The sequence below is a fragment of the Paraburkholderia sp. UYCP14C genome (genome assembly GCF_004197395.1).
In the GTDB taxonomy this organism is placed as follows: Bacteria; Pseudomonadota; Gammaproteobacteria; order Burkholderiales; family Burkholderiaceae; genus Paraburkholderia.
Map to the genome: position 1 here is coordinate 65999 of NZ_SELS01000021.1, position 26475 is coordinate 92473.

The following is a 26475-nucleotide window of genomic DNA, read 5'->3' on the forward strand; positions in this document are numbered from 1 at the left end:
CTTACTGCGATGCGCCGCTAGCCGCGGCCGGCGCCATCGGCCGGCCGCCCTCGCTTACCTGCGGCGCCGACGCGCCGCCCTTTTCAACGATCGGCGTGCCGCCGGTCTGCGTGGAGGGGAGCGTGCTGGTAATCTTGAGCGCCACGTCGGGTATGACGCGGATCGCGCCATCCACCACGATGCGCTCGCCGGCCTTCAGGCCATCGTTGATGAACCAGTTGTCGCCGCTCCAGTCGCCGACTTCGACCACGCGCTGCTTCGCCTTCGACTCACTGTCGAGGACCCACACGAAGTGGCTCTTCGCGCCCTGCAGCACTGCCCGTTGCGGCACGAGGATCGCATTCGGCCGCGAGGCCCCCGACACGCGCGCGCGCACGAACTGCCCGGGGCGCAACGTGCCCTTCGGATTCGCGAGCACGGCCCGCACGAGGAACGTGCCCGTGTCGGTGCTGAACGCCGGATTCGCAAAGCTGATGGTGCCGCGCTGCGGAAATTCCGTGCCGTCGGCGAGTATCACTGCCACGACGAACTCGCTGTTTGGCGGGAAGACCAGCTTGCCTGCCCTGATGTCGTCCTGAAAGTGGAGCATTTCGTTTTCGGAGATGCTGAAATTCACCCAGATCGGGTCGATCTGGTAGACATAGGTAAGGAGCCCGGATGCGTTGGCGATCAGATAGCTGCCGTCCTGCTGTCTTGCATAGCTCGCGACGCCGCTCAGTGGCGACTTGATCGTGGTGTAGCCGAGATTGAGCTCCGCCGTCTCCACCTGCCCTTGCGCGGAAATCACCGCGGCCTGGGCCTGCTTCTCGTTGCCGATAGCGTCGTCGAGATCCTTCTGGCTCAATGCCTGCTGCGCGGCAAGCGGCTTGACGCGCGCAAGGTTCTGCTGCGCGACCGTGAGCCGCGCCTGCTGCGCCGCAAGCTGGCCCCGCGCCGTCTGCAGCGCGGCCTGAAACGGCTTCGGATCCATCAGGAACATCGTCTGGCCGGCCTTGATCTTGTCGCCTTCGGCGTACAACCGCCGGTCGAGAAAGCCGTCCACACGCGCACGAATCTCCACTTCACGCGAACTTTGCGTCTGTGCGGTGAACTCGAGTGAGACCGGTGTGTCTTGAGCCACGACCGTCATCACCGTGACTTCCGGCGCGCCGAGCTTCGGCGGCCCCGATGCCTTCTTGCAGCCCGCTAACGATGCGAGCAGCGCCAGCATCGCGACGACGACGGGCAACGTGAGAGGGCCGCGAGCTTCCGGCCGCGGCGAGGCATTGGACATGGGGACGGTTTTCATCGCGAGTTCCGCCTGATCACAAAGGCATGCAATTGCCGAACAGCACGAAGGCGTCGTTTCTGTTCGCGATCGTCAGCGTCATGTCGCCGTCCGCCGAATCGACGACCAGCGTCCAGCCAAAGCCCAACTCGTTGCCCAGGATGACGACCTGATCCGCGTCCTTGTTGACCGACAGCATCGGCGTCGTGCGCGCGGGACCCACCACTACGCGTTTGTCGAAGTCGAGCGTCAGGAATTTCGGCAGACCGAGATCGGCGGGCAGAGCGCGCGTGCAGGCGATGCCGGGATCGCAGGCGTGCGCGTCGATCGTCGCGCAGACCAGCCGCTTGCTGCCGTCGAAGTCCGCCGCGCCGACCTGGGTCGCAACGGTGCCGAGAAGAATCGCGAGACAAACCGAGCTTGATTTCATCACGTGCGCTCCCGCTTTTTTCCTTGAACGCTTTCGCACTCCACGCAGCACGACGCGCGCGCAAACCCATGCACGCGCCGCGAGCCGTCTGGTCTCGCGTGCACTGCAGAGCAGCCAGCGTCCGGTTCTACGCGTTGGCTGAGTTCAGTTTGGTGGCCCGGTGAAACGGCGGCAATCGGACCTTGGTCTCATATCGTCCGGTGCGAAGACGCGTCCTCACGGTGTCGGCGGACCGTTGATGGCCATCTCCACCGCCTTGAACAGGATCGCGCTCGTGAACGGCTTGCGCAGATACGCGGCCGCGCCCGCCGCAAGCGCGGCCTGACGAACGGAGAGATCGTCGTAGGCGGTGATCACGATGACCGGCACGCCCATTTGCGCAAGCTGGCGCTGGACTTCCAGGCCGTTGCTTCCCGGCATCTGGACATCCAGAATCACGCAAGCGGGCCGATACGACGGAATCGCCACAAGCGCATTCAAGAACTCGTCGCCGCTGCAAAACGTCTCCGCCCTGATACCTTCGGAATGCAGCAAACGCTTGATGGCTCGGCACACCGACTCGTCATCGTCGACCACCGCAACGAATTGGTTAGGGTTGACCATATGACAGCGCGAACGCGCGGTCGCTCCGGAAAGGGGACCACTGATGCCTTAGCGTAGTGGTTGGAAGCCCGATGAGATATAAGACTTTGGTCCACTAGCGGTGTCGGACGGCACCGCGCAGAGTGGCGGCGCAATGCGGGAGCCGGTGGCTGATTCGGGCGACTATTCTTCGTCGGCGGTGCAAACGCCGCCCTTTCGCACCAGATGAACGAGTTCGACGATCGATCGGGCCTTCATCTTCTCCATCACGCGGGCCCGATGAATCTTGATGGTTTTTTCGGCCGCGCCCAGATCGCTCGCAACCTGCTTGTTCAGGCGGCCGGTCACGACGAGCTCCATGACTTCGCGTTCGCGGCGCGTCAGATGCCGCATCCGCTCTTCGATTTCCTCGCGCTCGTGGCGCCGCCTGCTTTCCACACACGCGCGCGCGAGTGCGCGATCCACCGCCGCGAGCAACAGCGAGTCGCGCACCGGCTTGGGCAGAAAGTCGACCGCGCCGCCCTTCATCGCGTCGACGCTGGAGCCGATGTCACCGTGCCCGGTCAGAAACACGATCGGCAGCAGCTGATCGAGCTGGCGCTGCACTTCGAGTCCGGTCATGCCCGGCATCTGCAGATCGAGCACGAGGCAGGCCGGCATGCTGGTCAAATCGGCCCGTTCGAGAAAGGCGCGAGGACTGTCGAAGCATTCGACCTGGTAGCCGGAGGCGCGCAGCAGGCGGGCAAGCGCGCTGCGCACGCTGTCGTCGTCGTCGACGACGAAGACGCGAGTGTTGGTCTGGTTCATGGTGATCAGGGCACGCGTCTGTGTCGGATATCGGTCGCGACGGGAAGCGTGACGTGAAACGATGCCCCTTTGCCCTCGTTGTTTTCCGCCCACAGGCGGCCGCGGTGCGCCGTGACGATCGTGCGGCTGATCGAAAGACCCAGTCCGAGCCCCTGCGGTTTGGTGGTGAAAAATGGCCGGAAAATCCTCTCCATACTGTCGACGTCGAGGCCCTGGCCGCGGTCTTTTACCGTTATCCGTATCAGTCCGCCCGCTTCCTCACGCACCGTCGTGTCGACGAGACGGTCCGCGGCCGGGCAATCCTTGACTGCGTCGAACGCATTGAGCAGCAGATTCAGGATCACCTGCTGAAGCTGAACCTTGTCGCCGCAGATCACCGGCAGATTCTCCGGGATGTCGAAGCTCGTGCGCACGCCGCGCGTCAACGCGTCGCTGTGCACGAGCATCGCGATGTCGCGCACGACGTTGCCGACGTCCAGCAACTGCAACTCGACGTCGCCTTTGCGTACCAGCGCGCGAATCTTCTGCAGCACGTCGTTCGCGCGGCAATTGTCGGCCACGATGTCTTCGAGCGCCTCGCGCAACTCCACGACGTTGGCCGTTCCCGAATCCATGAATTTGCGTGCGGCTTGCGCGTTGAACAGGATCGCGGTAAGCGGCTGCTTCAACTCGTGCGCGAGCGACCCGGCCAGTTCGCCCAATGAAGAAACCCGCGCGATATGCGCGAGATCCCTCGTATTTCCATCGACTTCGCCGCAGGCACTGCAATCCGATATCGCGGTGATCCGCAATTCGTGATTGTGCACGCGGCATCGGGTGGTTTCCGCCTCCGCGTGAAAGCCGCCGCCGTCGCGCCGTCGCGCCATCAGAATCTGCGTGGTCGTGACGCCGGGAATCTGTAACTTCGCGCTCCGATTGCCTGGGCCAGAGCGCTCGGCGTTGATGCCGTCGATCGGAAACAGTTTGGCGGTCGGCGCGCCGATCAGCTCTTCCCTCGTGTAGCCGAACAGTTGCGCCGCGCCCGCGTTCGCGAAGATGATCCGGTCGCGCTGATCGACGGTGACGATCGGGACCGGCATCATTTCGAGCACCTCGCGCAGCGGCATTCTCGCGTCGAGCAGGTGCCGCGTACCGCGATCGCCCTCGCCTCGCAGCCACGATGCGCACGCATCGACACAACGCCGCCATGCCGGCAACGTGTGCGGCGGTTCGTAAGGATCGCGGGTACCCGGTCGGCTCGATACGCCGGGGATACCGCGAGCGCGCTGAAACCGGTGATGCCTGGGTGAAGACTGTCTGGAAGGGTCGTGCCCGGATAGTGGAGGGCGGTCGTTACGCGCAGGGTCGATCTGTGATGGGCTGCCTTGGCGCGGTTGCGCGTACAGCGCCGTAAGAATTCCCGCTACCCCGATCGCCAGGTGTCTCCCATGCTCGAACAGATTAATCATTGGCACCTCCGGGTCCAGTGCGAACGGATTCCGTACAACTGCGACGTCTTTATCTTTGGGCTTCGAACCGCGTAATTGACTTCACAATCCGTACTTCGCACGTCTGGTGGCTGGAACTCAGTATAGGCTATCCAGAATCAATTACCGACCGATGACCGTAATTTGTGCCGCTTACCCGGGGAAACTACTCAATAGCTTTCTGCATTGTCCGCCATCAATCGGCCAATAACGACAGACTTTGTTAGGCAATTAATTATTGCATCGCAGGCAATGTCTCTGCCGCCCATTCACACACGAGAACGTTAGCAAACGTACGACGTCACAGTATCGAGCCGCAATGTTCTCCTGTCCGTGGCGGATTTGCACTATGGCCGCGACGTCCGGCCGACGCCGCCTTCAAACGAATGTCATGTTGCTGGCGCTCTCTCGCATCGCGTGAAAGCGCAAACACATAAGGTATACCGATTCATATTGCCTGATTGCATTAATTCCCCAGTGAATCGGTTTATCTTTGCACGGCCAACGCTTTTATCGCACGTTATTTTCAGTGCGAATCATTAGCGTTCAAGGACTACGGGAAAAATAGATTTATGCCAGGCAGATGAGTAACCGCAGTGCAGCGGCGAAAGCGCGTGTTTCGCTGCGCCTTTTATACCGGTGTTGAATACACACGACTCTGGCGCGCAGCGTTTCGTAGGGACAATGGGAAGGATGATAGGGAAGCCGGGCGGGGGTGAATCCGCCAAAAACGATGCGCCAGGCGTCGCGGCGCCAAAGCATGTGAAGCGCGACCCGCGGCATCGTTGTAACGAAGCCGCGACATCACGCGATAGAAGAAGTGCGCCTCAATACGAATACCGAAGCACACCATAACGCGCGGCGATGCGCCGCCGTGTGACAGCGCAATGACGATCCAATGCCGCCGCCTGCCGCGCGCTGCTACAGATTCATGCGCGTAACCTTGGTGCCGGCCACCGACACGTCGGCCATCAAGCCCGCATTGGTCAACACCACCGCGACGACCTCGGAGTTGATCGACCCTGTATCGATCGTGCCGTTAGCTCCGACTTTCAGGAGCGAAACCGACGCATCGGCACCCGCCGACCAGCCCGATGAATTGCGGAATTTCGTGAGCGCATCCTGCGTCATGAACAGGAAGAACACGGCACTCGAATCCGCGCCGGCCTGCAATCCGAACGAAGCCGCTGCGGTGCTGTAATAGCCGACCGACGCTCCACCGACACGCAACGCGCCTTCACCGTACGAGCCACCGACGATGAACGCAGCCTTCTTCACCGCAGGGAACACCAGCACGCCCTGGGCCTTCCCTACGAGTTCGCGCGAGCCTTTGACCGTATCGTACAATTTCGCGATTGCACCGTCGACGCCCGCGTCGATCTGTTGCCGTTTGGCGGCGTCGGTAGCGGGACTCTCGCCACTGCTTCCGGTCGTCGTGCAACCCGCCAAAGCCAGACTCGCAGCCATGGTCGTAAGCGCGAGCGTATGCACAAAGTTCCGTCTGTTCACTATCGACTCCGTTCTGGTTACGATCCGAGTCGCCAGTCCTGATGCCTGGAAGCCTCGATCTTTTTTCTCTGCCGTGAAGCGGCATAGCCGCCCAAGGAACCGTCAATGCCATCACCGCGCGTCGATCTTCCGGCCGCACGCCGCGAGCATTGGAAGCGCCGACTCCTCGGCAACCGGAGCGACGACTGCAACGCGCGCAGATACATGATGTCACGCTGGAATCGATGCGGAATCGGACCTTGGTCTTACAGGTAGCGGGATGTCGACGATGCGCGAAACGCGAAGCCAGCGAAGCTGTCGGCAAGGACCGGGCCGGCGTCGATCACCCGCCTAGCGCAATGATCGCCATGGTCAGCAGCACGCCGACCGCCGCCATCGCAAGGCCGGCTTGCCAGCCGCGAAATCCCGCGTAGTGGCCCAGCGCCATGCCGCTGCCGAACAACATTGCAATGGTCAATACACGGGAGACGATCAGCGCCGCCGGGACGTTCGCGATCAATATGAAGGGCAACGCGACCGGGAACGTCGCGCAAACCACCAGCACGAAGATAGCCGCGGCGCCGGTGAAATCGTCGCGCACGAATACTGCTCGCTGCGGCAGATCCGGCAGCGCGGCAACACGTCTGCGGATGGACTCGAGCTCCGGATCGCCGATCAACGGCTTGAGCCATCCCGCCATCTCATCGCGAAGCGCCCGAACGCCCGCGGCCGCATCCGGCTCGCTGCGCACGGAATGCGCAACCGTCACACGCCTGCCACGAGACACCAGCGTACGCACGAGGTACATCACCGCGTCCGCGAGGCCCCACGCAAGATTGCAGCCAAGCGCGGTGAAGAACATCTTGTGCCCCGCGTCCGCACCCGCGCCCACCGCCGAGACGGTGCCGACGAACGTCAGCGCCATGAAGAGGCCGAAACATAACTCGCACACCCGATCGACGACATCGAGAACCGGCTGCCTGTCGCCGCCGCTGTCCCGCTCCGTGTGACCGGTGGCATCCATGAGGCCTCCCGTGGCGATGGCGTCGATCGAACCCGCGCGCTTTGCTGGCATGTCGATGCGGGTGCGGCGACGGACATCCGGATCGGGCACGCGCGAGTAGACGCCCACAGCGTACAGCGCGTCCTGTGCCGACGATATTGGACCAAGGTCGTATGGTCCTGCTTCCCGTCACGCTCTACCTTGGGAATGGATCATTGTGTAGTCCCCTGGAACAGTCCGCGCTAGGGAGAAGAGTATGGCCAGAACGAAGTCGGAAAACGCACAGCCCGAGCAAGACAAGTCGCTGTCGTACAAGGAGTACCGCAAGGCGCTTTTCGATCTGCACGTCGAGCTCGTCAAGCTGCAGGAATGGGTCGTGCAAACGGGAAGCAAGATCTGCATCGTCTTCGAGGGACGTGACGGCGCCGGCAAAGGCGGCACGATCAAGGCGATGACCGAGCGCGTCAGTCCGCGTGTGTTCCGCGTGGTCGCGCTGCCCGCACCGAGCGAACGCGAAAAAAGCCAGATGTATATGCAGCGCTACGTGCCGCATTTGCCGGCCGCGGGCGAAATCGTCATTTTCGACCGCAGCTGGTACAACCGCGCGGGCGTCGAGCGTGTGATGGGATTCTGCTCCGAGCAGGACGTGCAGACCTTCTTCAGGGCCGTGCCGCTGGTCGAGCGGGCCATCGTCGAATCCGGCGTCATCCTGCTCAAATACTGGCTGGAGGTCAGCCCCGAGGAGCAGACCCGCCGGCTGGAGTCACGCATCCACGACGGTCGCAAGCTCTGGAAACTGACCGACATGGACCTGAAATCCTATAGCCGGTGGTACGACTACTCGCGTGCCCGCGATGAGATGCTGGCGGCATCGGACACCGACTATGCTTCGTGGTACATAGCGAATTCGAACGACAAGCGGCGCGCGCGGCTGAACATCATCAGCGACATGCTTCAGAGGATTCCGTACAAGCAGCCTGCGCGCAAGAAGGTCTCGTTACCGAAACGGCAAAAGGCGGACGGTTATAAGGAACCAGACTATCCGTTTAAATACGTGGCCGAGAGGTATTGATCAAGAGCTACCTAATTTCACAATTTCGGGTAATCACTAGATGTCAACGGGCACAGAAGCCCAGACCTCCGCGGTGCGACTCAATAGGTGGAATCAGGAATGGGTGAAGACAGATACGCGGCCTTCAGGCCGCGCGACGTGACGGCACACTGATAATTTCAAATGTGCGGCAGCGTTGCCTCGCAACCGGCTTCAACGAGGCTGCGGCGATAAGCGAACGCCGCGAGTGGATAGTCGAAGAAGAAGCGGCCCGTCTCCCGCTTCTCCACATAGAACGCTTCCGCTTCGCATTGCGGCGTCACAATTCGCAGCGTGCGCGCCCACGCGAACGCCAGCAGCATCCAGCCGAGCATCGCGAGATAGTTGTCGGCGACCCGGTATGCCGTCTCCTGGTCTTGCGCCTGGCGTGCCCTGATCGACCGTGTCGTGCCCTCCACTTTCTCCGCGAGCTCTTCGAGCCTCGCGCCGGCGGAACCAACCAGCGGATCGGACTTCCGGCACAACTGCGCTTCCGCGCGCAAGTGGCGAAGCAGCACATCGAGGGCTCCCGCGCCGTCCGGCAGCACCTTCCGGACCAGCAGATCGATCGCCTGAATTTCGTTGGTGCCTTCGTACAACATCGACACCCGGCTATCGCGCAACGTCTGTTCGATGCCGTATTCGTGGATGTATCCGTAGCCGCCGAACACCTGCAGCGCATTGGAGGCGGCGTCGAAACCGTTGGCCGTAAAAAACGCCTTCGCAACCGGCGTGAGCAGCGATGCCAGTTGAGCCGCCTGTTCCCGCGTGGCGGCATCGGCATGATGTGCGGCGATGTCTAGCCAGTGCGCGGTCCAGTAACCGATCGCGCGCTCGCCTTCGACGATCGCCCGCAGTTCCATCAAGATCCGTCGCATCGCCGGATGAAACGCTATCGGCGCGGCCTGCCCCGGCGCGACCGTCGCGCCGGGCGGCACGCTGAGCGCGCGCATCTGCGCGCGCTCCTGCGCGTAAGCATGCGCGCGTTGCCACGCGGTGTGCGCATGCCCGAGGCCTTGCATCGCGACTTGCAGGCGCGCCGCATTCATCATCACGAACAGGCAGGCAAGGCCGCGATGCGGCTCACCGACGAGCCAGCCGAATGCGCGTTCGAAGCGCATCGTGCAAGTCGGGCTGCCCTTCAGGCCCATTTTCTTTTCGATGCCTTCGCAATGGACACCATTGCGCGAGCGACCGCCGTCGTCGTCGTCGAGCCAGTCCGGCACGACGAACAGCGACAGGCCTTTGGTACCCGGCGGCGCATCGGGCAAACGGGCGAGCACCAGATGAACGATGTTCTCTGTCAGATCGTGCGCGCCGCCGCTGATAAAGATCTTGCTGCCGTCGATGAAATACCCGTCGGTGTCGACCGCTTCTGTCGCGCGCGAACGGATCAGGCCGACGTCGCTGCCCGCCTGGGGCTCGGTCAGACACATCGTCGATAGCCACTCACCGCTCGCGACTTTCGGCAGCAATGCTCTTTTCACGCGTTCGCTGCCATACGTCTGCAAGCATGCAGTCGCGCCGTGCGTAAGTCCTGGCGACATCAGCCACGCATGGTTGGCGCCCGCGAGCATTTCTTGCAGCGCAATGTCGAGAAGCTGCGGCAGGCCCTGTCCGCCGTGCTCCGTGTCGAGCGACAGCGTCGGCCACCCCGCTTCGACGAATTCCGCGTACGACTCGCGAAAGCCAGCGGGCGTCGTCACCTTGCCTGCATCGAAACGACATCCTTCGAGATCGGCGCTCGCGTTGAGCGGCGCGATGCGCTCCTCGACGAAACGCGCCGCTTCTTCCAGCACCTGCTGCGCCGTCTGCGAATCGAGGTCCTGCCAGTCGGGTACGTCGCGCCACCACGAAGCGGCGTCGAGCCACTCGTCCATCACGAAGCGCATGTCGCGCAGCGGCGCCTTATAAGTCAACGTCATTTCTTTGCGTCCCCGGACTCGCTGCCTTTGCGCGCATGGATCACCGTCGCGTCGGCGGCGTCGGCTTCGTGCAGGGCTTCTACCAGCGCGGCCCGGTGCTGGAGCACCGCGCGCTGATTGATCGAGCCTTTGTCGGTAATTTCGCCGAGATCGAGCGACGGCGGCGCACTCAGCAGGTGCAGGCGGGCAATGAACGACGCGCTGCCTGTCGCGCTCCGGTTCAGCCGCGCCACCAGTCCGCCGAAAAAATCGCGTACGGCCGCCGTATTGAGCACGTCCTCGGCGCTCGCATCCGCGGGCGAACCCGCCAAAGTGCGACACGCGTCGAGGCGCGGAAAAATCATCGCGCCGATTTCGTCACGATTCATCCCCGTAATGACGGCATCCTGAACGTAGGGCGCGCCTTCGCTGATGATGCGCGCGCGCATCGGCCCGACGCTGACGAAGGTTCCCGAGGCCAGCTTGAAGTCTTCCGCGATGCGGCCATCGAACATCAGGCCGAGTTCCGGACGTCGCGGGTCGACGAAACGCACGGCGTCGCCGGTGCGGTAGTAGCCTTCGTCGTCGAACACGCTGCTCTGAAGCGCCGGCGATGCGCGCCAGTACCCGCCCATCACGTGAGGGCCGCGAAAGCGCGCCTCGAACTTGCCGTCGACGGGCGCGACCTTGGCCTGACACCCCGGCGGCGGCAAGCCGATATAGCCGGCGCACGATACCGGCCCGGTCGTGAACAGACACGACGGCGCGGTCTCGGTCATGCCGAGCCCGGCCATGATACGGATGCGCTCTCCGCAATGCGCGAGCGTCACGCGCTCGAGACGCTCCCACGCCGCCTGCGAAAGACCGGCTCCCGCGAAGAAATACATCTTCACGCGCGAGAAAAACCGCTCGCGCAGCGCCGCATCCTTTTCCAGCGCGATGGTCAGTTCTTCCCAACCCTTCGGCACGTTGAAGTAGATGGTCGGCGCGACCTCGCGCAGATTGCGCAGCGTTTCGTCGAATCTGCCGGCCACCGGTTTGCCGTCGTCGATATAGAGCGTGCCGCCGTTGTACAGCACGATACCGACGTTGTGGCTGCCGCCGAACGTGTGATTCCACGGCAGCCAGTCGACCAGGACCGGCGGCTCGATGCCGAACTGCGGAAAGGTTTCGAGCAGCATCTGCTGGTTTGCGCCCAGCATGCGATGCGTGGTCGGCACGGCTTTCGGCAGGTTCGTCGAACCGGACGTGAACAGGAACTTCGCGATCGTGTCGCCATTCACGCGGGCGTTGGCCGCATCGACGTCGCGCGGAACCGTGTCCAGCAATGCGTCGAAACGCGTTACGTTGGAAGTGTATGGCGTGGGCACCGCGCTGACGCGTTCGATGTCGCTGCCGAGCGCGGCATCGAGCGCCGCCGTGTAGGCGCCGATATCGTCCGCGTAGACGAGGCCAGGCTTGAGCAGTTCGAGGACATGGCGCAGCTTCCCGTAATCGCCCGACATCAACGAATAGGCCGGTGACACGGGCGCATAAGCGATACCCGCCCACATCGCACCGAGCGCGAGCTGCATGTGTTCGACGCTGTTGCCCGACAGGATCACCAACGGACGGTCCGCGCTCAGGTTGCGATCGAGCAGCGCCTGGCCGATCGCACGCACGCGCTCGAGCATCTGCGCATACGTGATGCCCTGCCACTCGCCGTTCGCATCGCGTCGTGCGACGAGCAGCCGGTCGGGATGCGCGCGTGCGCCGCTCAGCAAGCGGTCGGTGAAGCGCTCCGGAAACGGGCCCAGAGGCTCCAGTGTCTCGAGGTACCAGCAGTCGCCGCGTTTCTCGATTCGCGATGAAGGCGTTCCGATGGCGACGCTCCGGTACCCGGTCGGCAGGGCGCTTGCGTGGCTGTGCTCCGATTCCAAAACCTGTCTCCTATGTGGTCCATTTCTCGCGCGCCCGTGGGGCGCGGAGAAACGGCGTCGCTATGTGACGCAAGAATGGGGTGGCCGCATTCGCTGCGGCCGCGAGCCGACGCCTAGATCGGGTAATGACGCGGGCTCGTCTGCACCGTGATCCACCGCAACTCGGTGAACTCGGGAATCGACGCCTTGCTGCCGAAGCGTCCATACCCGCTTGCTTTCACGCCGCCGAACGGCATCTGCGCCTCGTCGTGCACGGTCGGGCCGTTAATGTGGCAGATGCCCGACTCGATGCGTTTCGCGACGCTCATCGCGCGCGCGATATCGCGGCTGAACACGGCGGCCGACAAGCCGTACTCGCTATCGTTGGCGATCGCCAGCGCCTCTTCGTCGCCGTCCACGCGCTGCACCGTCACCACCGGGCCGAACGATTCGTCGGCATAGAGCTTCATCTCGCGGGTCACGTTCTCGACGATCACCGGCTGCATGATCGCGCCGTTCACCTCGCAACCGAGCGGCAGCTTCGCACCCTTTTCGCGGGCGTCTTCGACGAGCGCGCGAATGCGCCGCGCGGCGGCTTCGCTCTCCAGCGTGCCGAGGATCGAGCCCGGCTGGGTCGGATCGCCGGCCTTCAGCGTGAGCGCTTTCGTGACGAGCTTGTCGACGAACGCATCGGCAACCTTGCGATCGACGATCACGCGTTCCGTCGACATGCAGATCTGCCCTTGATTGAAGAACGCGCCGAACGCGATGCCTTCGACGGCGGCGTCGAGGTCCGCATCGTCGAGCACGAGCACCGGCGCCTTGCCGCCCAGTTCGAGCAGCGCGGGTTTCAGATGGCGCGCCGACAGTTCGGCGACGATGCGGCCGACTCGCGTCGACCCGGTGAAATTCACACGCTTCACCGCAGGATTCGCGACCAGACGCTCGACGATCGCCGGCGCGTCTTCCGGCGCATGCGTGAGCACGTTGACGACACCCTCGCCAAGACCCGCTTCGTTCAGCACTTCGCCGATCAGCGCATGCACGCCGGGGCAGCCCTCCGATGCCTTCAACACGACCGTGTTGCCGCACGCGAGCGGCATCGCGAGCGCACGCGTCGCGAGAATCACGGGCGCGTTCCACGGCGCCATGCCGAGCACGACGCCGCACGGCTGGCGTACGGCCATCGCGAGGCTGCCCGGTACATCGGAAGGAATCACCGCGCCGTCGATCTGCGTCGTCATCGCCGCGGCTTCGCGCAGCATGTTGGCCGCAAGCATCACGTTAAAGCCGTACCAGTTCGCCATCGCGCCCGTTTCGGCCGCGCCGATCGCGATGAATTCGGCGGTGCGCGCGTCCATGCGGTCGGCGGCGGCGAGCAGACGCTTGCGTCGTTCGGTAGGCGTGAGCGCCGCCCATGCGGGGAACGCGCGCGCCGCGGCGGCGACCGCCGCATCGGCATCCTCGACGGTGGCCGCCGCGGCGCGAGTGGCAACCGCGCCCGTCGCGGGATTGATGCGCTCGAAGGTCTTGCCGTTCGACGCGGCACGTTTCGCGCCGCCAATCAACAGGTTCGTTTGATGCATGTATTCGTCTCCTCGGTCGTCCTGCTGGATTGCGCCGCTTAGCGCTTGTAGGTCTGCAAGCCCGGCTTGATGCTCTTGTCGTCGAGGAACTGCTTGAGGCCCTGTTCGCGGCCGCCCTCCGGATCGCGGTAGTTCGCCTGATCCAGCTTCGCGTACAGATAGTCTTCGTTCTGCTCCCACGTGAGTTCGCGCGAACGCTTGAAGCCATGCTTCGCATTGCGCAGCACGACCGGATTCTTGTTCAGCAGTTTTGCCGCGAGCGCGATCGTTTCGTCGCGCAGTTGCGCGAGCGGCACGCTCTTGTTCACGAGACCCATCTTCGCGGCTTGCGGCCCCGTGAAGGTGTCCCCCGTCATGATGTAGTACAGCGCTTCGCGATGCCCGACCGTATCGGCCATCGCCTTGCTGACGAGGTTGCCCGGCGGGATACCCCAGTTGATTTCGGACAGGCCGAACACGGCTTCGTCCGCGGCGATCGCGAGATCGCAGGCGACGAGCGGCGAGAAGCCGCCGCCGAAGCACCAGCCGTTGACCATTGCGATGGTCGGCTTCGAGTACATGCGCAGCAATTGCCATTGCCAGCGGCTCGCATCGCGGCGAATCCGCTCCTGCAGCACGTCCGGACCCGCGTCCACTTCGCGGAAATATTCCTTCAGGTCCATGCCCGCCGTCCACGCGCTGCCTTCGCCAGTCAGCACGAGTACCTGGGCTTCGGCGTCCAGTTCGAGCGTCTCGAGAACGTCGATCATTTCCTTGTTCAGCGTCGGGCTCATCGCGTTGCGCTTGTCCGGACGATTGAACGTGACCCACGCGATTCCGCCTTCCACCGCGACCTTGACCGTTTTCCAGCGTCCTTCGTAACTCATCTGCTTCTCCGTATCGATGCCGCCCTCGCGGCTTGAGCTCAATTTAATATCAGGCGTCCTGATACGTAAAGTACAATATAGACGTCTTGGTACAAACCCCTAACCCCTATGCCGACGATCATGAGAAAGCCGTCAGCGTCTGACACGACACCGGGCGCCACGGCGCGGCGCAACGTGCGCGATAGAGGGCAAGCTGCCGCCCCGGTGCGTCTCAGTTATCTCGCCGGGCAGCTCGACAAGATCCTCACGCGACAGCTCTCCGAAGCGCTTGCGCCGCATGGTCTGACGCTGCCGCAATACACCGCGCTGTCGGTGCTGCGGGCGCGCGCACGCTCGTCGAACGCGCAGCTCGCGCAGCGCTCGTTGATCACGCCGCAAGCGGCCAGCGCGGTCGTCAAATCGATGGAAGCAAATGGATGAGTGACGCGCGTGGCCGGTCCGCTGAATCGTCGCGTCGGGCTGCTGTCGCTGACGAAGGCCGGCGAAACGTTGCTGGTTCAGTGCGATGAAGCCGCTGACAGCGTCGAGCAATCGATGCTCGGCGAAATCGATGCACACGCTTCACAGATGCTGCAACACCTGCTGCTGACCTGCGTGCGCAATCTGCGCGCAGCCTGACGCATCAGCTTCAATTACACATAGGAGACTTCATTGAACATCGATCAACTCAAAGCCATCGACACCCACGTGCACGCCGAAGTGTCATGCTGCCAACCTCCGGACCTGTTCGCAAAAGAATTCGACGAAGCCGCCGACAAATACTTCGGCACCGTACTCAAACAAGGGCGCCGCCCCACCATTCCCGAAACGATCGAACACTATCGGGAACGCAATATCGGCTTCGTGATGTTTACCGTCGACTGCGAAGCGAATATCGGGCGCCGGCGCATTTCGAACGAAGAGGTCGCGGAGTTCGCGCAGAACAACGCCGACATCATGATCGCGTTCGCCAGCATCGATCCGCACAAAGGCAAGTTCGGCGCACGCGAAGCACGGCGGCTGATCGACGAGCACGGCGTGCGCGGTTTCAAGTTTCACCCCACGATGCAGGGCTTTTTCGCCAACGATCGCATGGCATACCCGCTCTACGAAGTGATCGCCGAGTACGGGCTGCCGGCGGTTTTTCACAGTGGACACTCGGGCATGGGCTCGGGCATGCGCGGCGGCGGCGGCTTGCGCCTCAAGTATTCGGAGCCGATCTACCTCGACGATGTCGCCGCCGACTTTCCCGACATGAAGATCGTGATCGCGCATCCGTCGTGGCCGTGGCAGGAGCAGGCGTTGTCGATCGCACTGCATAAGCCGAACGTGTATATCGATCTGTCGGGCTGGTCGCCGAAGTACTTTTCGCCGGAGCTGGTCAAGTATGCGAACACGCTGTTGCGCAACAAGGTGCTGTTCGCGTCCGACTTCCCGCTGATCCGCCCGGACCGATGGCTCGAAGACTTCGACACGCTCGACATCAAGCCCGAAGTGAAGCCGCTCGTTCTGAAAGAGAACGCCGTCAGGCTGCTTGGCCTGCGGGCCGAGGCATGACGAATCACGAATGACGCATGAAAAACGGCCCGGCGCGAGAACGCCGGGCCAGCTGGGTCATCAACGAAGAGTTAGCGTTTCGCGGCGTTCGAGCGGATGACCAGCAATGCCGTAATCGCGGCGATGATCGTCACCGGCACGCTCGCGCCGATCACGAGGGCCGAGCTTTTTCCCATCGAAAGCAATTGCCCGGCGGCAACGGGGCCGACGATCGAGCCGACGCGTCCCACCGCCACCGCGGCGCCGACACCGGTACCACGCACGCTGGTCGGATAGCTGGCGGCGGACAGCGAGTACAGCATCGACTGCGCGCCGACGACACCCATCCCGGCAAACAGCACCGCAACGGAGAGCGTCTCGATGCTGGCAACCTGCGAAAGCGCAACCAATGCACCGACGATGCACGCGTAGATCGCCGCGACGGAAAGGCCCTGCCTGAAGCGGTCCATCAGCAGACCGATGCCCAGCACGCCGATCACACTGCCGACGTTGAAGAAGATCTGCGCGATGCCAGCCTGCGAACGGCTCATGCCACGCCCCACGGTCAACGAAGGCAACCAGTTCAGCAGGAAGTACAGAACGATCAGCGTACAGAAGAAGCTGATCCAGATACCGATCGTCGCCGCTGCGCGCCCGTCGCCGAACAGGACTTCGCGTGTCGACAGAAGCGGCTTGTCCGCCGCAGTGAATTCCTGCGATTCGGTGGCGAATTCGCGCGACTCAGGCAGCAACACCATCAGCAGCGGAATGATGATCAGCGGCCCTGCTCCGCCCACGTAGAAGATATGACGCCACGCGGTAGCACCCGCACTCAGCACGGCGATCAACGCAGCAAGCGCGCCGCCGAGCGGCATACCGCAATACATGACGCTGACCGCCGTGTTGCGGTGACGCGGATCGACCGCCTCGGAAGACAACGCGATCAGGTTCGGCATCGCGCCGCCAAGCCCGATGCCCGTCAGCACGCGAGCAATCAGCAGAGTTTCGAAACTCCACACTTGCGCGGTTGCAATCGAGAAGATGCCGAAAACCGCCATCGAGATCATCAGAACGCGCTTGCGCCCGATCCTGTCGGCGAGTCTGCCGCCGATCATCGCGCCCGGTAAAAGACCGAACATGCCGGCGCTGAAAGCGATCCCCAACTGGCTGACCGACAAGCCGAATTCGTGCGCCATTCGAGGCGCCGCAACACCGGTGGACTGCAGATCGATACCCTCCAGTACCGCGACGAGAAAGCACAGCGCCAACGTTAATGCAGTACTGGAACTCGCGGCACTCGACCGGTTAGCAATACTCGACATGACGTCTCCTTCACCTTTGATTGAATTGCCGGTGGCGCGCTACGCTTCGTTCTTCGACGAAGCGGCCATGGGAAGGAAAGGAATTCTGGCAATGGTCTTACGCCACTTATCAGCATCCTTCCCACGCCGCCCCCGGAATTGATGAGGAGTCTAGTCTCAGGACGCCTGATATTGAAAGTAGAATATGATATGCCTGGTAGAAACACCTAAGGCAACCTGATAATGATCAAGACAATGGAGAAAGGGCGAACGCCCGTTGCCAAACAGGCCGGTTCAACGAGAACCGGAGCGCCACCCGCCCGCGTTTCCTATGTGGTCGGCCAGTTGGACCGCTTGCTGAAACGCAGTTTTATCGATGTGCTGGGTGAATTCGGACTGACCTTGCCGCAATTCACCGCGCTCTCCGTGATCAGCGCCAGCGGCGCGATGACCAACGCGAAACTCGCCGAACGCTCGTTCATCACGCCACAGTCGGCCAACGAGGTCGTCAAGACGATGGAGGCCAACGGCTGGGTCGGACGCGCTGGGCATCCCACTCACGGTCGACTGATTCATCTGTCTCTGACCGACGAGGGGCGTCGGGTGCTGCAGGAATGCGATTCGGCGATCGACACGCTCGAAGCGTCCATGCTGGAGGGCGTGACGGAGATCCCGGTCGATACGCTGCGCAAGGTGCTGCAGCGATGTGTGTCGAATCTGCGCGGTTGAGTCGATCTCCCCAATAAAAAAGAGTCGCGCCCGAATAGAGCGCGACTCTTTTGCTTTCACCTGCCTACGCGCCGCCGCAACGGCGGCATTCGCCGAAAGCGAACCCGTTCGAAGGCATCGCCACATTCGCGCTCCGACTCGGTGAAATCCCTGGTCGGCATTTAGCCGCGTATTACCTCCCCCAGTGCGTCGCTCGCTATATTGCTTCAGAACGGCCGCCACCTTGCGCGCGCCGCAATTCCACGTCCACCCGCCATCCCCACCCGAATCGAGAGGATACAAACATGTCGAAACGCATTCTTATCATCGCCGGCGATTTCGTTGAAGACTACGAGCTGATGGTGCCGTTCCAGGCGCTTGCCGCGGTCGGGCATAAGGTGGACGTCGTCGCGCCCGACAAGCGCGCGGGCGACGCGATTCGCACCGCGATCCACGACTTCGAGGGAGATCAGACCTACACGGAAAAGCGCGGCCACAACTTCACGCTGAATGCGGATTTCGCATCGGTGAATCCCGCTCAATACGACGCGCTGCTCGTTCCCGGCGGCCGCGCTCCTGAATACTTGCGGCTCAACGACAAGGTAGTCGGCTGGGTGCGCCAGTTCGCCGAAGCGAAGAAGCCGATTGCCGCCGTCTGCCACGGCGCGCAATTGCTGGTCGCGGCGGGCGTGATCGAAGGCCGGCGCATCTCGGCTTATCCGGCCTGCGCGCCCGAAGTCAAACTCGCGGGCGCGGAGTACGTGGCGCTCGACTGGCCCGACGCCATCACCGACGAGAATTTCGTCACCGCGCCCGCGTGGACCTCGCACGCGAACTGGCTCGCGCAGTTCCTCACACTGCTCGGCACGCGCATCACGCATTGAAGGAGTACGACGTGGCCAAGCTCATTCACACGATGATTCGCGTGCGCGATCTCGATCGCTCGCTCGCCTTCTATGAGACCGTGCTCGGCATGACGCCGAGCCATCGGCTCGATTTCGACGACTTCTCGCTCGTCTATCTGCGCAATGCCGAAGCCGATGCCGAAATCGAACTGACATGGAACAAGGGCCACGAGACGCCATACACGCATGGCGACGGCTATGGCCACGTCGCGGTTGCGGTCGATGATGCGCGCGCCGAGCGCGAACGCCTGCTCGGTCTCGGCTTCGCGCCGAAGGATCTGCGCGAGTTCAAGAACGACACGGGCGAACTGCTCGCGCGGTACTTCTTTATCGAGGACCCGGACAGCTACAAGATCGAGGTGCTGGAGAAGCACGGACACTATCGTTAGTCCGGCACTCGCCCGCGCGCAAGGACGCCCACAGTCCGCGCGCCAACATGGTAGGAGACGACGATGACTGGCAAGACCATTGATATTGCCCTCGACAGGCGAGCGGCAAGTGAGCCGCGCGCGCGCATCGCGCTAACGCGCCGGGAATGGCTGAAGGGCACGGGCATTCTGATCGGCACGCTCGCGGTATCTTCCTCGCTCGCGCTATTCGCGCCTAGCCGCGTCTGGGCGCTCGAACTCCAACATCTCGACACCCATCAGGGCGCCGTGCTGCTCGCCATGACGAAGCAGCTCTATCCGCACAAGACACTCGACGACGCAGTCTATGCGCTCGTGGTGAAAGACCTCGACGCCAAGGCGCAGAGCAACGCGGCCGTGGGCAAGCAACTGGCCGACGGCGTGGCGGCGCTCGACCAGAAAGCGCCCGGCGGCGACTGGACCAGGCAGCCGGCCGACGCGCAGGCGCGCGACGTCGCCGCTATCGCAGACACGCCGTTCTTCCAGACGGTGCGCGGCACGGCGGTGGTCTCGCTCTACAGCAACACGCTCGCGTACCAGCACTTCGGCTATGGCGCGAGCGAGGGCGACGGCGGTTATCTGTTCAAGGGCTTCAACAATCTCGCCTGGCTGCCCAACCCGCCCGAGCAGGACAGCGGCCCGGTTCCGACGGCGTGACATTGGGAGACCCAACATGGCAACCTCACAAGGCAGCAAGAGCTTTTCGCTCAACGACAGCAACGTCGTCGTGATCATCGGATCGGGAGCGGGCGGCGGCACGCTCGCGAACGAACTCGCGCAGAAGGGCATCGACGTGGTCGTGCTCGAGGCGGGCGGGCTCCACACGCAGTCCGATTTCAAAACGGAAGAGTGGGACGCTTTCAAACTGCTCTCCTGGCTCGACCCGCGCACGACCTCAGGGACCTGGCGCGTCGCGCACGATTTCCCCAATCTGCCCGCGTGGATCTGCAAGACGGTCGGTGGCACGACCACGCACTGGGCGGGCGCGAGCCTGCGCTTCAAGCCGTACGAATTCAAGGCGCGCACGACCTATGGCGCGATCGACGGTGCGACGCTGCTCGACTGGCCCGTGACGCGCGAGGATCTCGATCCTTATTACGACCGCGCCGAAAAGAAGATGGGCGTGACGCGCACGAACGGCTGGCCGGGCCTGCCGGGCAACAACAACTTCAAGGTGATGTTCGCGGGCGCGACCAAGGTGGGCTATCGCGAATGCAACACGGGGCACATGGCGATCAACAGCGTGATTCGCGACGATCGCAGCCACTGTTATCAACGCGGCTTCTGCTTTCAGGGCTGCCGCTTCGGCGCGAAGTGGTCCACGCTGTACACCGAAATCCCGAAGGCACAGGCGACGGGACATATGGAACTGCGCCCGCACTCCCACGTCGCTCGCATCGAGCACGATGTGAAAGGCAAGGTGAACGCCGTGCTTTACTACGACGAAAGCGGCAAGCTGCAACGCCAGAAGGCACGCATCGTGGCGGTGGCGGGCAACTCGATCGAAACGCCGCGCTTGTTGCTCGCATCGGCGTCGAGCCGCTTTCCGAACGGGCTCGCCAATTCGTCGGACCAGGTGGGACGCAATTACATGCGCCACACGACGGGCTCCGTCTATGCCGTGTTCGAGAACAAGGTCGAGATGTTCAAGGGCACGACGATGGCCGGCATCATCGAGGACGAAGGGCGCTTCGATCCGAAGCGCGGCTTCGCGGGCGGCTATCACATGGAAACGGTCTCGCTCGGCTTGCCGTTCTACGCGGCGTTCCTGAACCCCGGCGCGTGGGGTCCCGATTTCACGCAGGCGATGGATGCGTACGCTTACACGGCCGGCATGTGGATCGTCGGCGAGGACATGCCGCGCGCGACCAACCGTGTTACTCTGAATCACGACGTCAAGGATCAATACGGCTTGCCGGTCGCCAATGTCCATTTCGACGACCATCCGAACGATCAGGCCATGCGTGAACACGGCTTCAAACAGGGCACGGCCGTGTACGACGCGGCGGGCGCGAAGACGGTGTATCGCGTGCCGCCTTATCCGTCCACGCACAATCTCGGCACTGCGCGCATGAGTGCCCGGCCACAGGACGGTGTGTGCAATCGCTTCGGGCAGACACACGACATTGCGAACCTGTTCGTATCGGATGGCAGCCAGTTCACGACGGGCGCGGGCGAGAATCCCACGCTGACCATCGTGACGCTGGCGATCCGCCAGGCCGACTATATCGCCGGGCAGATGAACAGGCGCGTCATCTAGTTGGTTCGCGTAGCGGGGTGCGGGACGCACCCCGCCCGCTATGTCATTACTTGCGAGGGAGGCTGATCGAATGTGCAACGTCTATGTCAACGCTGATCCAATCCTCTACGAGTCGCGTACGCGCGCCCTGCGCATTCATGGCGCCGTGACCACGGTCAGGCTCGAAAATCTCTTCTGGGATGTACTCCAGGAAATCGCCAACCGCGAGAACATGACGACGACCCAGTTCGCGGTCAAGCTCCATGACGAACTGTTCGCGTTGCGCGGCGAAGAACCGTTGAATTTCGCGTCGTTTTTGCGCGTGTGCTGTCTGCGTTATCTGTCGACCAGCGCCGCACGCGACGAGGCCGCTGGCGACCTGCCGCGCACTGCTCCGTTTCAGCCCAGAGTCGTGAAGGCGACCGTGTGAGGGATTCTGTCGCCATGACTGGTTAATGTGGTGCGGTGCGATTCAGTCACGCACCGTACTGTCTCGACGTGTCAGTCAGCCGATGCGTCGCAGGCGCAATCGAGAGAAGACACCGTGACCGGTCGTTCCAGCACGGCGAGCCGTTGCAGCGCCACGAGGCCCAGCAGCGCGAGCCCGAGTCCCAGCGTGAAGTCGGCGTGAACCCCCGCACGGTCGACAATCGTGCCCCCCACTGCCGAGCCCACGGCGATCGCCACCTGGATGATGCTGACGAACATCGCCGATCCCGCTTCGGGCAGGTCTGTCGTGCCGCGCTGAATCCAGACGCTAAAGCAAAGCGGAAGCGCGCCGAACGCGATTCCCCAAAGCAGCATTCCCGCCGTCTCGCCAATCGGCGAATGTTCGAGCAGCAACATCGACGACATCGCGCCCAATAGCAGCAGCACCATTGCGGCAACCGATTTCTTTAGATGCTCCGAAATCACCATCGACGTCAACGCGTTGGAGAAGAAGCCGATCAGACCGAATCCGAACAGCAGCAGCGTGATGGCGCTCAACGAGAAGTCATGTTCGAGCAGCGGAGCAATGTACGTGTAGGTCGAGAAATGCGCGCCGAATACGAGCGCGACCATTACCATGCTCAGCCTCGTATGAGGCCGGCGAAGCAGTGTTTTGAAATCGGCGACACGCAACGCCGATGCCGACGGTAACGAAGGCACGAGGAAGACCTGCGCCAGCAAGGCGAGCGACACGAGGCCCGCAGTGGCAGCGAACGCCATGCGCCACGATGCAAACGACGCGATGAACGTGCCGAGCGGCACGCCGATCACGGTCGCGCAGGTGACGCCGGTCAGAATGGTCGCGGTCGCTTTGGCCGCGTCCTTCGCCTGCACGAGTCGAGGCGCCGCCGCCGTCGCGAGAGTCCAGAAACCGCCCAGCGCGCCGCCGAGCAGAGCCCGTCCCACCAGCATGATCGCGAAGTTCGGTGCGATGGCGCACACGACGTTCGCGATCAGCAGTACCGCGGTGAGAAGCAGAAAGACGTAGCGTCGGTCCATGCGCCCCGCGCTGACTATCAGCGTCGGCGCCAATATCGCGGCCATCACACCCGGCGTGGTGACCATCAGACCGGCGACACCGGTCGACACGCCAAGGTCGTGCGCGATTTGCGGCAACAGCCCAACAGGTAAAAACTCGGCTGTCACGAATGCGAACGCGCTCACCGCCACAGCGATGACGGATAGCCATTGGGCCGCGGACGTTGAATCTCCTTGCAGGGATGCTGCGGTCGTAGGTGTGTCGATTTGCATGATGGCCTTGATGCCAGGATGAAGTCTGACACTTTAAGTGGGGTCTCACGTTGGAAAAAGAGTCGTCCGTTGAAAAGACTAGAAGGCGTGGCTGAACAATGCGCGGGCGGGTCAATACGGTGCAGCTGCTGTAGCGTCAAGGGCTCCCCGTGCCGCATTCATTCCAACGGAAGGCAGACCTCGCCTTCGCTAAGCGGATAAAACACAGATTAAAAGAAGGCGTCACAGGCCAATTAGTTAACGCCGGCGCCCATCTGCTGCCGAGAAATCGGAAATTTCAGGAGTTCATGCGCGAAATCGTCTCGTCTTGCAATCTGCGCTCAGTAACATATGCTCTTTTTCAGAGCGCGCTTCAGATCCCTTTTTCGCGGCCACGGTGCAAAGGTCGTCTACGAGCGTGAGGCGACCCGCAGACCCAAACCGCGCCGTCGCAGCGCGCCCGATGTCTCTTCTTTCACCCCGGGTCGAAGCTGTGGGGGCGGCAACCATCTCGGCAGCCGGGATGTTACCCGCGGACAAAAAATCAGTGCGCATATGGGTGACGAGCGCGACCTTGTTTTGCTTCCCTGAGTTTCTGTCACCGACGCTTTTGTGACATGCGCCGCTCGCATAGGGGTGAGCGACGTAAGCGGCAATGGTGCCGACCGCGGGTTTGAATGTCGCGCTCATGCGGCTCGCATCGAACCATCTCGGGCGAGCGTCAATGTACAAGGAGTCGTGGCGATGAAAGCTCCTCAGCGTCCTCTGCGCATCGAGTTGATGGCGCCACTCTCGGGTGTACTGGTTCCTCTCGACACCGTGCCCGATCCGGTCTTCGCCCAGAAGATGGTCGGCGATGGCGTGTCGATCGATCCGACTTCGGACGAGCTGCTCTCGCCGCTTGCCGGCAAGGTCACGCAACTTCATAGCTCGGCTCACGCCGCGACGATCACCGGCGACAACGGTCTGCAAGTGCTGCTGCACATCGGACTCGACACCGTGCTGCTGCGCGGCGAGGGCTTCATGCCGTTGGTCAAGGAAGGCGACACCGTCGCGGTAGGCACGCCGCTGATCCGCTTCGATCCGATCGTGGTCGGCGCAAAAGCGGCCAGCCTGCTCACGCAAATGGTGATCGCCAACGGCGATGTCGTCACGCGCTACGTTCCCGCGAAAGGGCTCGTCGTCGCCGGCACCGACGTTGCGCTGTACGTCGAGCTGGTCGGCGGCATCGAGGACAAGGACACGGCCAGCGCCGCCGGTGCGATCCTCTCCGGCGAGATCACGCTGCCGAATCCGGCGGGCCTGCACGCACGGCCCGCCGCGGTCGTCGCGGTCGAAGCGAAGAAATACAAGTCCGAGATCCGGCTGCTGCGCGGCGACGCCAGCGCCAATGCCAAGTCCATCGTCGCGCTGATGGGGCTCGCAACCAAGTTCGGCGACAAGCTGCGCGTCGAGGCCCGCGGTCCCGACGCGGCAGAGGCGGCCAGCGCGGTCGCGCGTCTGCTCGCCGAGGGCTCGGGCGAAAAGCCCGGCGATGCGCCCGCTCCCGCGGCGGCCGCGCCAATCGCACCGGCCGCGCCGGTGCCGGCACCGAACGAGGCGGCGCCGGCCGACACCGACGAATTCATCGGCGTATCCGCTTCGCCCGGGCTTTCCGTCGGCAAGATCGTGCAGTTCCGCCAGCAGGTCATCGAGGTGAACGAAACGGGCGAGTCGCCGCAACGCGAACGGGCACAACTCGAAGCGGCCCAGCATCAGGCGCGTCAGCAGATCGAGGCACTGAAGGCGACGCTCACCGATCCGTCGAAAGCGCAGATTCTCGACGCGCATCTCGAACTGCTGGACGATCCTGACCTGAACGACGCGGCGATCGCCAGCATCAGCGCGGGAAAGGGTGCGGGTTTCGCGTGGCGCGACGCATTCCAGAACCAGGCAAGCATGCTCGAAAGGCTCGACAATCCGCTGCTGCGCGAACGCGCCGGCGATATCCGCGACGTCGGCCGCCGGGTGCTCGCGCTGCTCGCCGGCGTGAAGCAGGCGCAGATCGACGTGCCGGAAGAGTCGATTCTGATTGCCGAGGAACTGTCGCCGTCCGACACCACGTCGCTCGACCGCAGCAAGGTGCTCGGCTTTTGCACGACGACCGGCGGCGCGACCAGCCACGTCGCGATCCTCGCGCGCTCGCTAGGCATTCCGGCGATCTGCGGTATCGACCCGCGCGCGCTGCAACTCGCGGACGGCACGCCCGTCGTGCTCGACGGTTCGCGCGGCAGCTTGCGGCGCAACCCGAGCGCCGACGAACTCGACAAGGCGCGCGAACGCATCAGGCGCCAGGCCGCCAAACGGGAAGACGAAAAGCTCGCGGCAAGCAAGCTCGCGATGACGGCCGACGGCCGCCGCGTCGAAGTCGTCGCGAACATCCGCAATGCGCAGGAAGCGCGCGACGCGGTTGCTGCCGGCGCCGAAGGCGTGGGTCTGTTGCGCTCCGAGTTCCTGTTCGATGCGCGCGACACCGCACCAACCGAAGACGAACAGGCCACCGAATATTGCGCCGTCGCCGAAGCGCTCGGCCGCGAGCGGACGCTCGTGGTCCGCACGCTCGACGTCGGCGGCGACAAACCGCTCGCGTATCTGCCGCTGCCGAAGGAAGACAATCCGTTTCTCGGTCTGCGCGGTGTGCGCGTGAGCCTGGAGCGTCCCGACATCTTCCGCACGCAACTGCGCGCGATCCTGCGCGCGGCGCCGCTCGGCAATCTGCACGTGATGTTCCCGATGATCGCCACGGTCGAGGAAGTGCGGGCAGCGCGCAAGATCCTGCTCGAAGAGGCCGGCGATCGCGCGGCCAGCGTGAAGGTGGGCGTGATGATCGAAGTCCCCGCTGCCGCTCTGATCGCCGAGCCGCTCGCACGCGAAGTCGACTTCTTCTCGATCGGCACGAACGACCTCACGCAATACACGCTCGCGATGGACCGTGGCCATCCGCAGCTCGCCAAGCAAGCCGACGCGCTGCACCCGGCGGTGCTGCGTCTGATCGGCATGACGGTCGACGGTGCGCACCAGCACGGCAAATGGGTCGGCATTTGCGGCGGCATCGCATCGGATGCGATGGCGGTGCCGGTGCTCGTCGGCCTTGGCGTCGACGAGCTTTCCGTGAGCATTCCCGCGGTCGGTTCGATCAAGGCCCAGCTTGCACGCGTGACGACCGACGAAGCCAGGCAGCTCGCCGCCGAGGTGCTGCGTCTGGGCACCGCCGCGGAAGTCCGTGCGCGCCTGTCGCGCTTTGCCGACTGAGCG

The 26475-nt window shown here is 63.3% G+C and carries 25 protein-coding genes; 11 read left to right on the forward strand and 14 right to left on the reverse strand.

Annotated features, from left to right (window positions below):
- Nucleotide 1: 1 nt before the first annotated feature.
- From EVC45_RS20530 to EVC45_RS20560, 7 genes are all read right to left on the reverse strand, one after another.
- The gene (locus tag EVC45_RS20530) at nucleotides 2-1288 is read right to left on the reverse strand and encodes an efflux RND transporter periplasmic adaptor subunit (RefSeq protein ID WP_129960074.1); all 1287 of its coding nucleotides are present in this window, start codon (nucleotides 1286-1288) and stop codon (nucleotides 2-4) included.
- Between the two features lie 16 nt (nucleotides 1289-1304).
- On the reverse strand, nucleotides 1305-1697 hold the full coding sequence (locus EVC45_RS20535; protein WP_129960075.1) for a hypothetical protein: 393 nt from the start codon (nucleotides 1695-1697) through the stop codon (nucleotides 1305-1307).
- Nucleotides 1698-1913: 216 nt separating this feature from the next.
- Nucleotides 1914-2300, reverse strand: a complete 387-nt coding sequence (locus EVC45_RS20540) for a response regulator transcription factor (protein WP_129960076.1) — start codon at nucleotides 2298-2300, stop codon at nucleotides 1914-1916.
- Between the two features lie 162 nt (nucleotides 2301-2462).
- Nucleotides 2463-3086 carry a response regulator transcription factor gene (locus EVC45_RS20545; protein ID WP_129960077.1) on the reverse strand — a complete coding sequence of 208 codons (624 nt, stop codon included), beginning with the start codon at nucleotides 3084-3086 and terminating at the stop codon, nucleotides 2463-2465.
- Between the two features lie 5 nt (nucleotides 3087-3091).
- The gene (locus tag EVC45_RS20550) at nucleotides 3092-4192 is read right to left on the reverse strand and encodes an ATP-binding protein (protein ID WP_248295202.1); all 1101 of its coding nucleotides are present in this window, start codon (nucleotides 4190-4192) and stop codon (nucleotides 3092-3094) included.
- A gap of 1281 nt (nucleotides 4193-5473) precedes the next feature.
- Nucleotides 5474-6061 (reverse strand): YSC84-related protein, encoded by a 588-nt coding sequence (locus EVC45_RS20555; RefSeq protein WP_373683045.1) that lies wholly within the window; start codon nucleotides 6059-6061, stop codon nucleotides 5474-5476.
- A 322-nt stretch (nucleotides 6062-6383) separates the two neighbouring features.
- On the reverse strand, nucleotides 6384-7064 hold the full coding sequence (locus tag EVC45_RS20560) for a hypothetical protein (protein ID WP_129960079.1): 681 nt from the start codon (nucleotides 7062-7064) through the stop codon (nucleotides 6384-6386).
- A 235-nt stretch (nucleotides 7065-7299) separates the two neighbouring features.
- Between EVC45_RS20560 and ppk2 the strand changes: the two genes are divergently transcribed.
- A complete protein-coding gene (ppk2, locus tag EVC45_RS20565) occupies nucleotides 7300-8115 on the forward strand; it encodes a polyphosphate kinase 2 (protein ID WP_129960080.1) in 816 nt (271 codons plus the stop codon).
- A 158-nt stretch (nucleotides 8116-8273) separates the two neighbouring features.
- On the opposite strand, the gene EVC45_RS20570 is transcribed toward ppk2, so the two are convergent.
- The 4 genes from EVC45_RS20570 to EVC45_RS20585 all read right to left on the reverse strand — a co-directional run bounded on the left by EVC45_RS20570 (nucleotide 8274) and on the right by EVC45_RS20585 (nucleotide 14387).
- Nucleotides 8274-10058 (reverse strand): acyl-CoA dehydrogenase family protein, encoded by a 1785-nt coding sequence (locus tag EVC45_RS20570; RefSeq protein WP_129960081.1) that lies wholly within the window; start codon nucleotides 10056-10058, stop codon nucleotides 8274-8276.
- The gene (locus tag EVC45_RS20575) at nucleotides 10055-11956 is read right to left on the reverse strand and encodes a feruloyl-CoA synthase (RefSeq protein ID WP_129960082.1); all 1902 of its coding nucleotides are present in this window, start codon (nucleotides 11954-11956) and stop codon (nucleotides 10055-10057) included. The genes EVC45_RS20570 and EVC45_RS20575 overlap by 4 nt, the downstream gene beginning before the upstream one ends.
- A 113-nt stretch (nucleotides 11957-12069) precedes the next feature.
- Nucleotides 12070-13521: an aldehyde dehydrogenase gene (locus tag EVC45_RS20580; protein ID WP_129960083.1), complete on the reverse strand. Its 1452-nt coding sequence runs from the start codon at nucleotides 13519-13521 to the stop codon at nucleotides 12070-12072.
- A gap of 38 nt (nucleotides 13522-13559) precedes the next feature.
- Nucleotides 13560-14387: a p-hydroxycinnamoyl CoA hydratase/lyase gene (locus tag EVC45_RS20585; protein WP_090810398.1), complete on the reverse strand. Its 828-nt coding sequence runs from the start codon at nucleotides 14385-14387 to the stop codon at nucleotides 13560-13562.
- A 120-nt stretch (nucleotides 14388-14507) separates the two neighbouring features.
- Between EVC45_RS20585 and EVC45_RS46800 the strand changes: the two genes are divergently transcribed.
- The 3 genes from EVC45_RS46800 to EVC45_RS20595 are packed head-to-tail and all read left to right on the forward strand — an operon-like array spanning nucleotide 14508 to nucleotide 15923.
- Nucleotides 14508-14807, forward strand: a complete 300-nt coding sequence (locus EVC45_RS46800; protein WP_248295203.1) for a MarR family winged helix-turn-helix transcriptional regulator — start codon at nucleotides 14508-14510, stop codon at nucleotides 14805-14807.
- 9 nt (nucleotides 14808-14816) lie between these two features.
- Nucleotides 14817-15005 (forward strand): hypothetical protein, encoded by a 189-nt coding sequence (locus tag EVC45_RS46805; RefSeq protein ID WP_248295204.1) that lies wholly within the window; start codon nucleotides 14817-14819, stop codon nucleotides 15003-15005.
- Between the two features lie 33 nt (nucleotides 15006-15038).
- Nucleotides 15039-15923 (forward strand): amidohydrolase family protein, encoded by an 885-nt coding sequence (locus EVC45_RS20595; RefSeq protein ID WP_129960084.1) that lies wholly within the window; start codon nucleotides 15039-15041, stop codon nucleotides 15921-15923.
- Between the two features lie 71 nt (nucleotides 15924-15994).
- Here the strand turns inward: EVC45_RS20595 and mhpT are convergent, their stop codons facing one another.
- Nucleotides 15995-17224, reverse strand: coding sequence for a 3-(3-hydroxy-phenyl)propionate transporter MhpT (mhpT, locus tag EVC45_RS20600; RefSeq protein ID WP_129960085.1), 1230 nt, complete (start codon nucleotides 17222-17224; stop codon nucleotides 15995-15997).
- A 222-nt stretch (nucleotides 17225-17446) separates the two neighbouring features.
- Here mhpT and EVC45_RS20605 point away from each other — a divergent pair, with 222 nt between their 5' ends.
- From EVC45_RS20605 to EVC45_RS20630, 6 genes are all read left to right on the forward strand, one after another.
- Nucleotides 17447-17932: a MarR family winged helix-turn-helix transcriptional regulator gene (locus EVC45_RS20605; protein WP_129960086.1), complete on the forward strand. Its 486-nt coding sequence runs from the start codon at nucleotides 17447-17449 to the stop codon at nucleotides 17930-17932.
- A 284-nt stretch (nucleotides 17933-18216) separates the two neighbouring features.
- On the forward strand, nucleotides 18217-18795 hold the full coding sequence (locus EVC45_RS20610) for a DJ-1/PfpI family protein (RefSeq protein ID WP_129960087.1): 579 nt from the start codon (nucleotides 18217-18219) through the stop codon (nucleotides 18793-18795).
- An 11-nt stretch (nucleotides 18796-18806) separates the two neighbouring features.
- Nucleotides 18807-19205: a VOC family protein gene (locus EVC45_RS20615; RefSeq protein ID WP_129960088.1), complete on the forward strand. Its 399-nt coding sequence runs from the start codon at nucleotides 18807-18809 to the stop codon at nucleotides 19203-19205.
- Nucleotides 19206-19268: 63 nt separating this feature from the next.
- Nucleotides 19269-19880 (forward strand): tat (twin-arginine translocation) pathway signal sequence, encoded by a 612-nt coding sequence (locus EVC45_RS20620; RefSeq protein WP_129960089.1) that lies wholly within the window; start codon nucleotides 19269-19271, stop codon nucleotides 19878-19880.
- A gap of 16 nt (nucleotides 19881-19896) precedes the next feature.
- Nucleotides 19897-21483, forward strand: coding sequence for a GMC family oxidoreductase (locus tag EVC45_RS20625; protein ID WP_129960090.1), 1587 nt, complete (start codon nucleotides 19897-19899; stop codon nucleotides 21481-21483).
- Nucleotides 21484-21553: 70 nt separating this feature from the next.
- Complete coding sequence (locus tag EVC45_RS20630; RefSeq protein ID WP_129960091.1) at nucleotides 21554-21892, forward strand: ribbon-helix-helix domain-containing protein; 339 nt, start codon at nucleotides 21554-21556, stop codon at nucleotides 21890-21892.
- Nucleotides 21893-21963: 71 nt separating this feature from the next.
- Here the strand turns inward: EVC45_RS20630 and EVC45_RS20635 are convergent, their stop codons facing one another.
- Together EVC45_RS20635 and EVC45_RS20640 are read right to left on the reverse strand one after the other, a co-directional pair.
- The gene (locus tag EVC45_RS20635; RefSeq protein ID WP_129960092.1) at nucleotides 21964-23202 is read right to left on the reverse strand and encodes an MFS transporter; all 1239 of its coding nucleotides are present in this window, start codon (nucleotides 23200-23202) and stop codon (nucleotides 21964-21966) included.
- 285 nt (nucleotides 23203-23487) lie between these two features.
- On the reverse strand, nucleotides 23488-23871 hold the full coding sequence (locus tag EVC45_RS20640) for a hypothetical protein (RefSeq protein ID WP_129960093.1): 384 nt from the start codon (nucleotides 23869-23871) through the stop codon (nucleotides 23488-23490).
- 54 nt (nucleotides 23872-23925) lie between these two features.
- Here EVC45_RS20640 and ptsP point away from each other — a divergent pair, with 54 nt between their 5' ends.
- Nucleotides 23926-26472 carry a phosphoenolpyruvate--protein phosphotransferase gene (gene ptsP, locus EVC45_RS20645; protein ID WP_129960094.1) on the forward strand — a complete coding sequence of 849 codons (2547 nt, stop codon included), beginning with the start codon at nucleotides 23926-23928 and terminating at the stop codon, nucleotides 26470-26472.
- Nucleotides 26473-26475 lie beyond the last annotated feature (3 nt).

What these genes read in the sequence shown, in the direction of transcription:
- EVC45_RS20530 (WP_129960074.1), bottom strand. Translation starts at nt 1,288, where the DNA reads ATGAAAACCGTCCCCATGTCCAATGCCTCGCCGCGGCCGGAAGCTCGC.
- EVC45_RS20535 (WP_129960075.1), bottom strand. Translation starts at nt 1,697, where the DNA reads ATGAAATCAAGCTCGGTTTGTCTCGCGATTCTTCTCGGCACCGTTGCG.
- EVC45_RS20540 (WP_129960076.1), bottom strand. Translation starts at nt 2,300, where the DNA reads ATGGTCAACCCTAACCAATTCGTTGCGGTGGTCGACGATGACGAGTCG.
- EVC45_RS20545 (WP_129960077.1), bottom strand. Translation starts at nt 3,086, where the DNA reads ATGAACCAGACCAACACTCGCGTCTTCGTCGTCGACGACGACGACAGC.
- EVC45_RS20550 (WP_248295202.1), bottom strand. Translation starts at nt 4,192, where the DNA reads ATGCCGCTGCGCGAGGTGCTCGAAATGATGCCGGTCCCGATCGTCACC.
- EVC45_RS20560 (WP_129960079.1), bottom strand. Translation starts at nt 7,064, where the DNA reads ATGGATGCCACCGGTCACACGGAGCGGGACAGCGGCGGCGACAGGCAG.
- ppk2 (WP_129960080.1), top strand. Translation starts at nt 7,300, where the DNA reads ATGGCCAGAACGAAGTCGGAAAACGCACAGCCCGAGCAAGACAAGTCG.
- EVC45_RS20570 (WP_129960081.1), bottom strand. Translation starts at nt 10,058, where the DNA reads ATGACGTTGACTTATAAGGCGCCGCTGCGCGACATGCGCTTCGTGATG.
- EVC45_RS20580 (WP_129960083.1), bottom strand. Translation starts at nt 13,521, where the DNA reads ATGCATCAAACGAACCTGTTGATTGGCGGCGCGAAACGTGCCGCGTCG.
- EVC45_RS20585 (WP_090810398.1), bottom strand. Translation starts at nt 14,387, where the DNA reads ATGAGTTACGAAGGACGCTGGAAAACGGTCAAGGTCGCGGTGGAAGGC.
- EVC45_RS46800 (WP_248295203.1), top strand. Translation starts at nt 14,508, where the DNA reads ATGAGAAAGCCGTCAGCGTCTGACACGACACCGGGCGCCACGGCGCGG.
- mhpT (WP_129960085.1), bottom strand. Translation starts at nt 17,224, where the DNA reads ATGTCGAGTATTGCTAACCGGTCGAGTGCCGCGAGTTCCAGTACTGCA.
- EVC45_RS20605 (WP_129960086.1), top strand. Translation starts at nt 17,447, where the DNA reads ATGATCAAGACAATGGAGAAAGGGCGAACGCCCGTTGCCAAACAGGCC.
- EVC45_RS20610 (WP_129960087.1), top strand. Translation starts at nt 18,217, where the DNA reads ATGTCGAAACGCATTCTTATCATCGCCGGCGATTTCGTTGAAGACTAC.
- EVC45_RS20620 (WP_129960089.1), top strand. Translation starts at nt 19,269, where the DNA reads ATGACTGGCAAGACCATTGATATTGCCCTCGACAGGCGAGCGGCAAGT.
- EVC45_RS20625 (WP_129960090.1), top strand. Translation starts at nt 19,897, where the DNA reads ATGGCAACCTCACAAGGCAGCAAGAGCTTTTCGCTCAACGACAGCAAC.
- EVC45_RS20630 (WP_129960091.1), top strand. Translation starts at nt 21,554, where the DNA reads ATGTGCAACGTCTATGTCAACGCTGATCCAATCCTCTACGAGTCGCGT.
- EVC45_RS20635 (WP_129960092.1), bottom strand. Translation starts at nt 23,202, where the DNA reads ATGCAAATCGACACACCTACGACCGCAGCATCCCTGCAAGGAGATTCA.
- EVC45_RS20640 (WP_129960093.1), bottom strand. Translation starts at nt 23,871, where the DNA reads ATGAGCGCGACATTCAAACCCGCGGTCGGCACCATTGCCGCTTACGTC.
- ptsP (WP_129960094.1), top strand. Translation starts at nt 23,926, where the DNA reads ATGAAAGCTCCTCAGCGTCCTCTGCGCATCGAGTTGATGGCGCCACTC.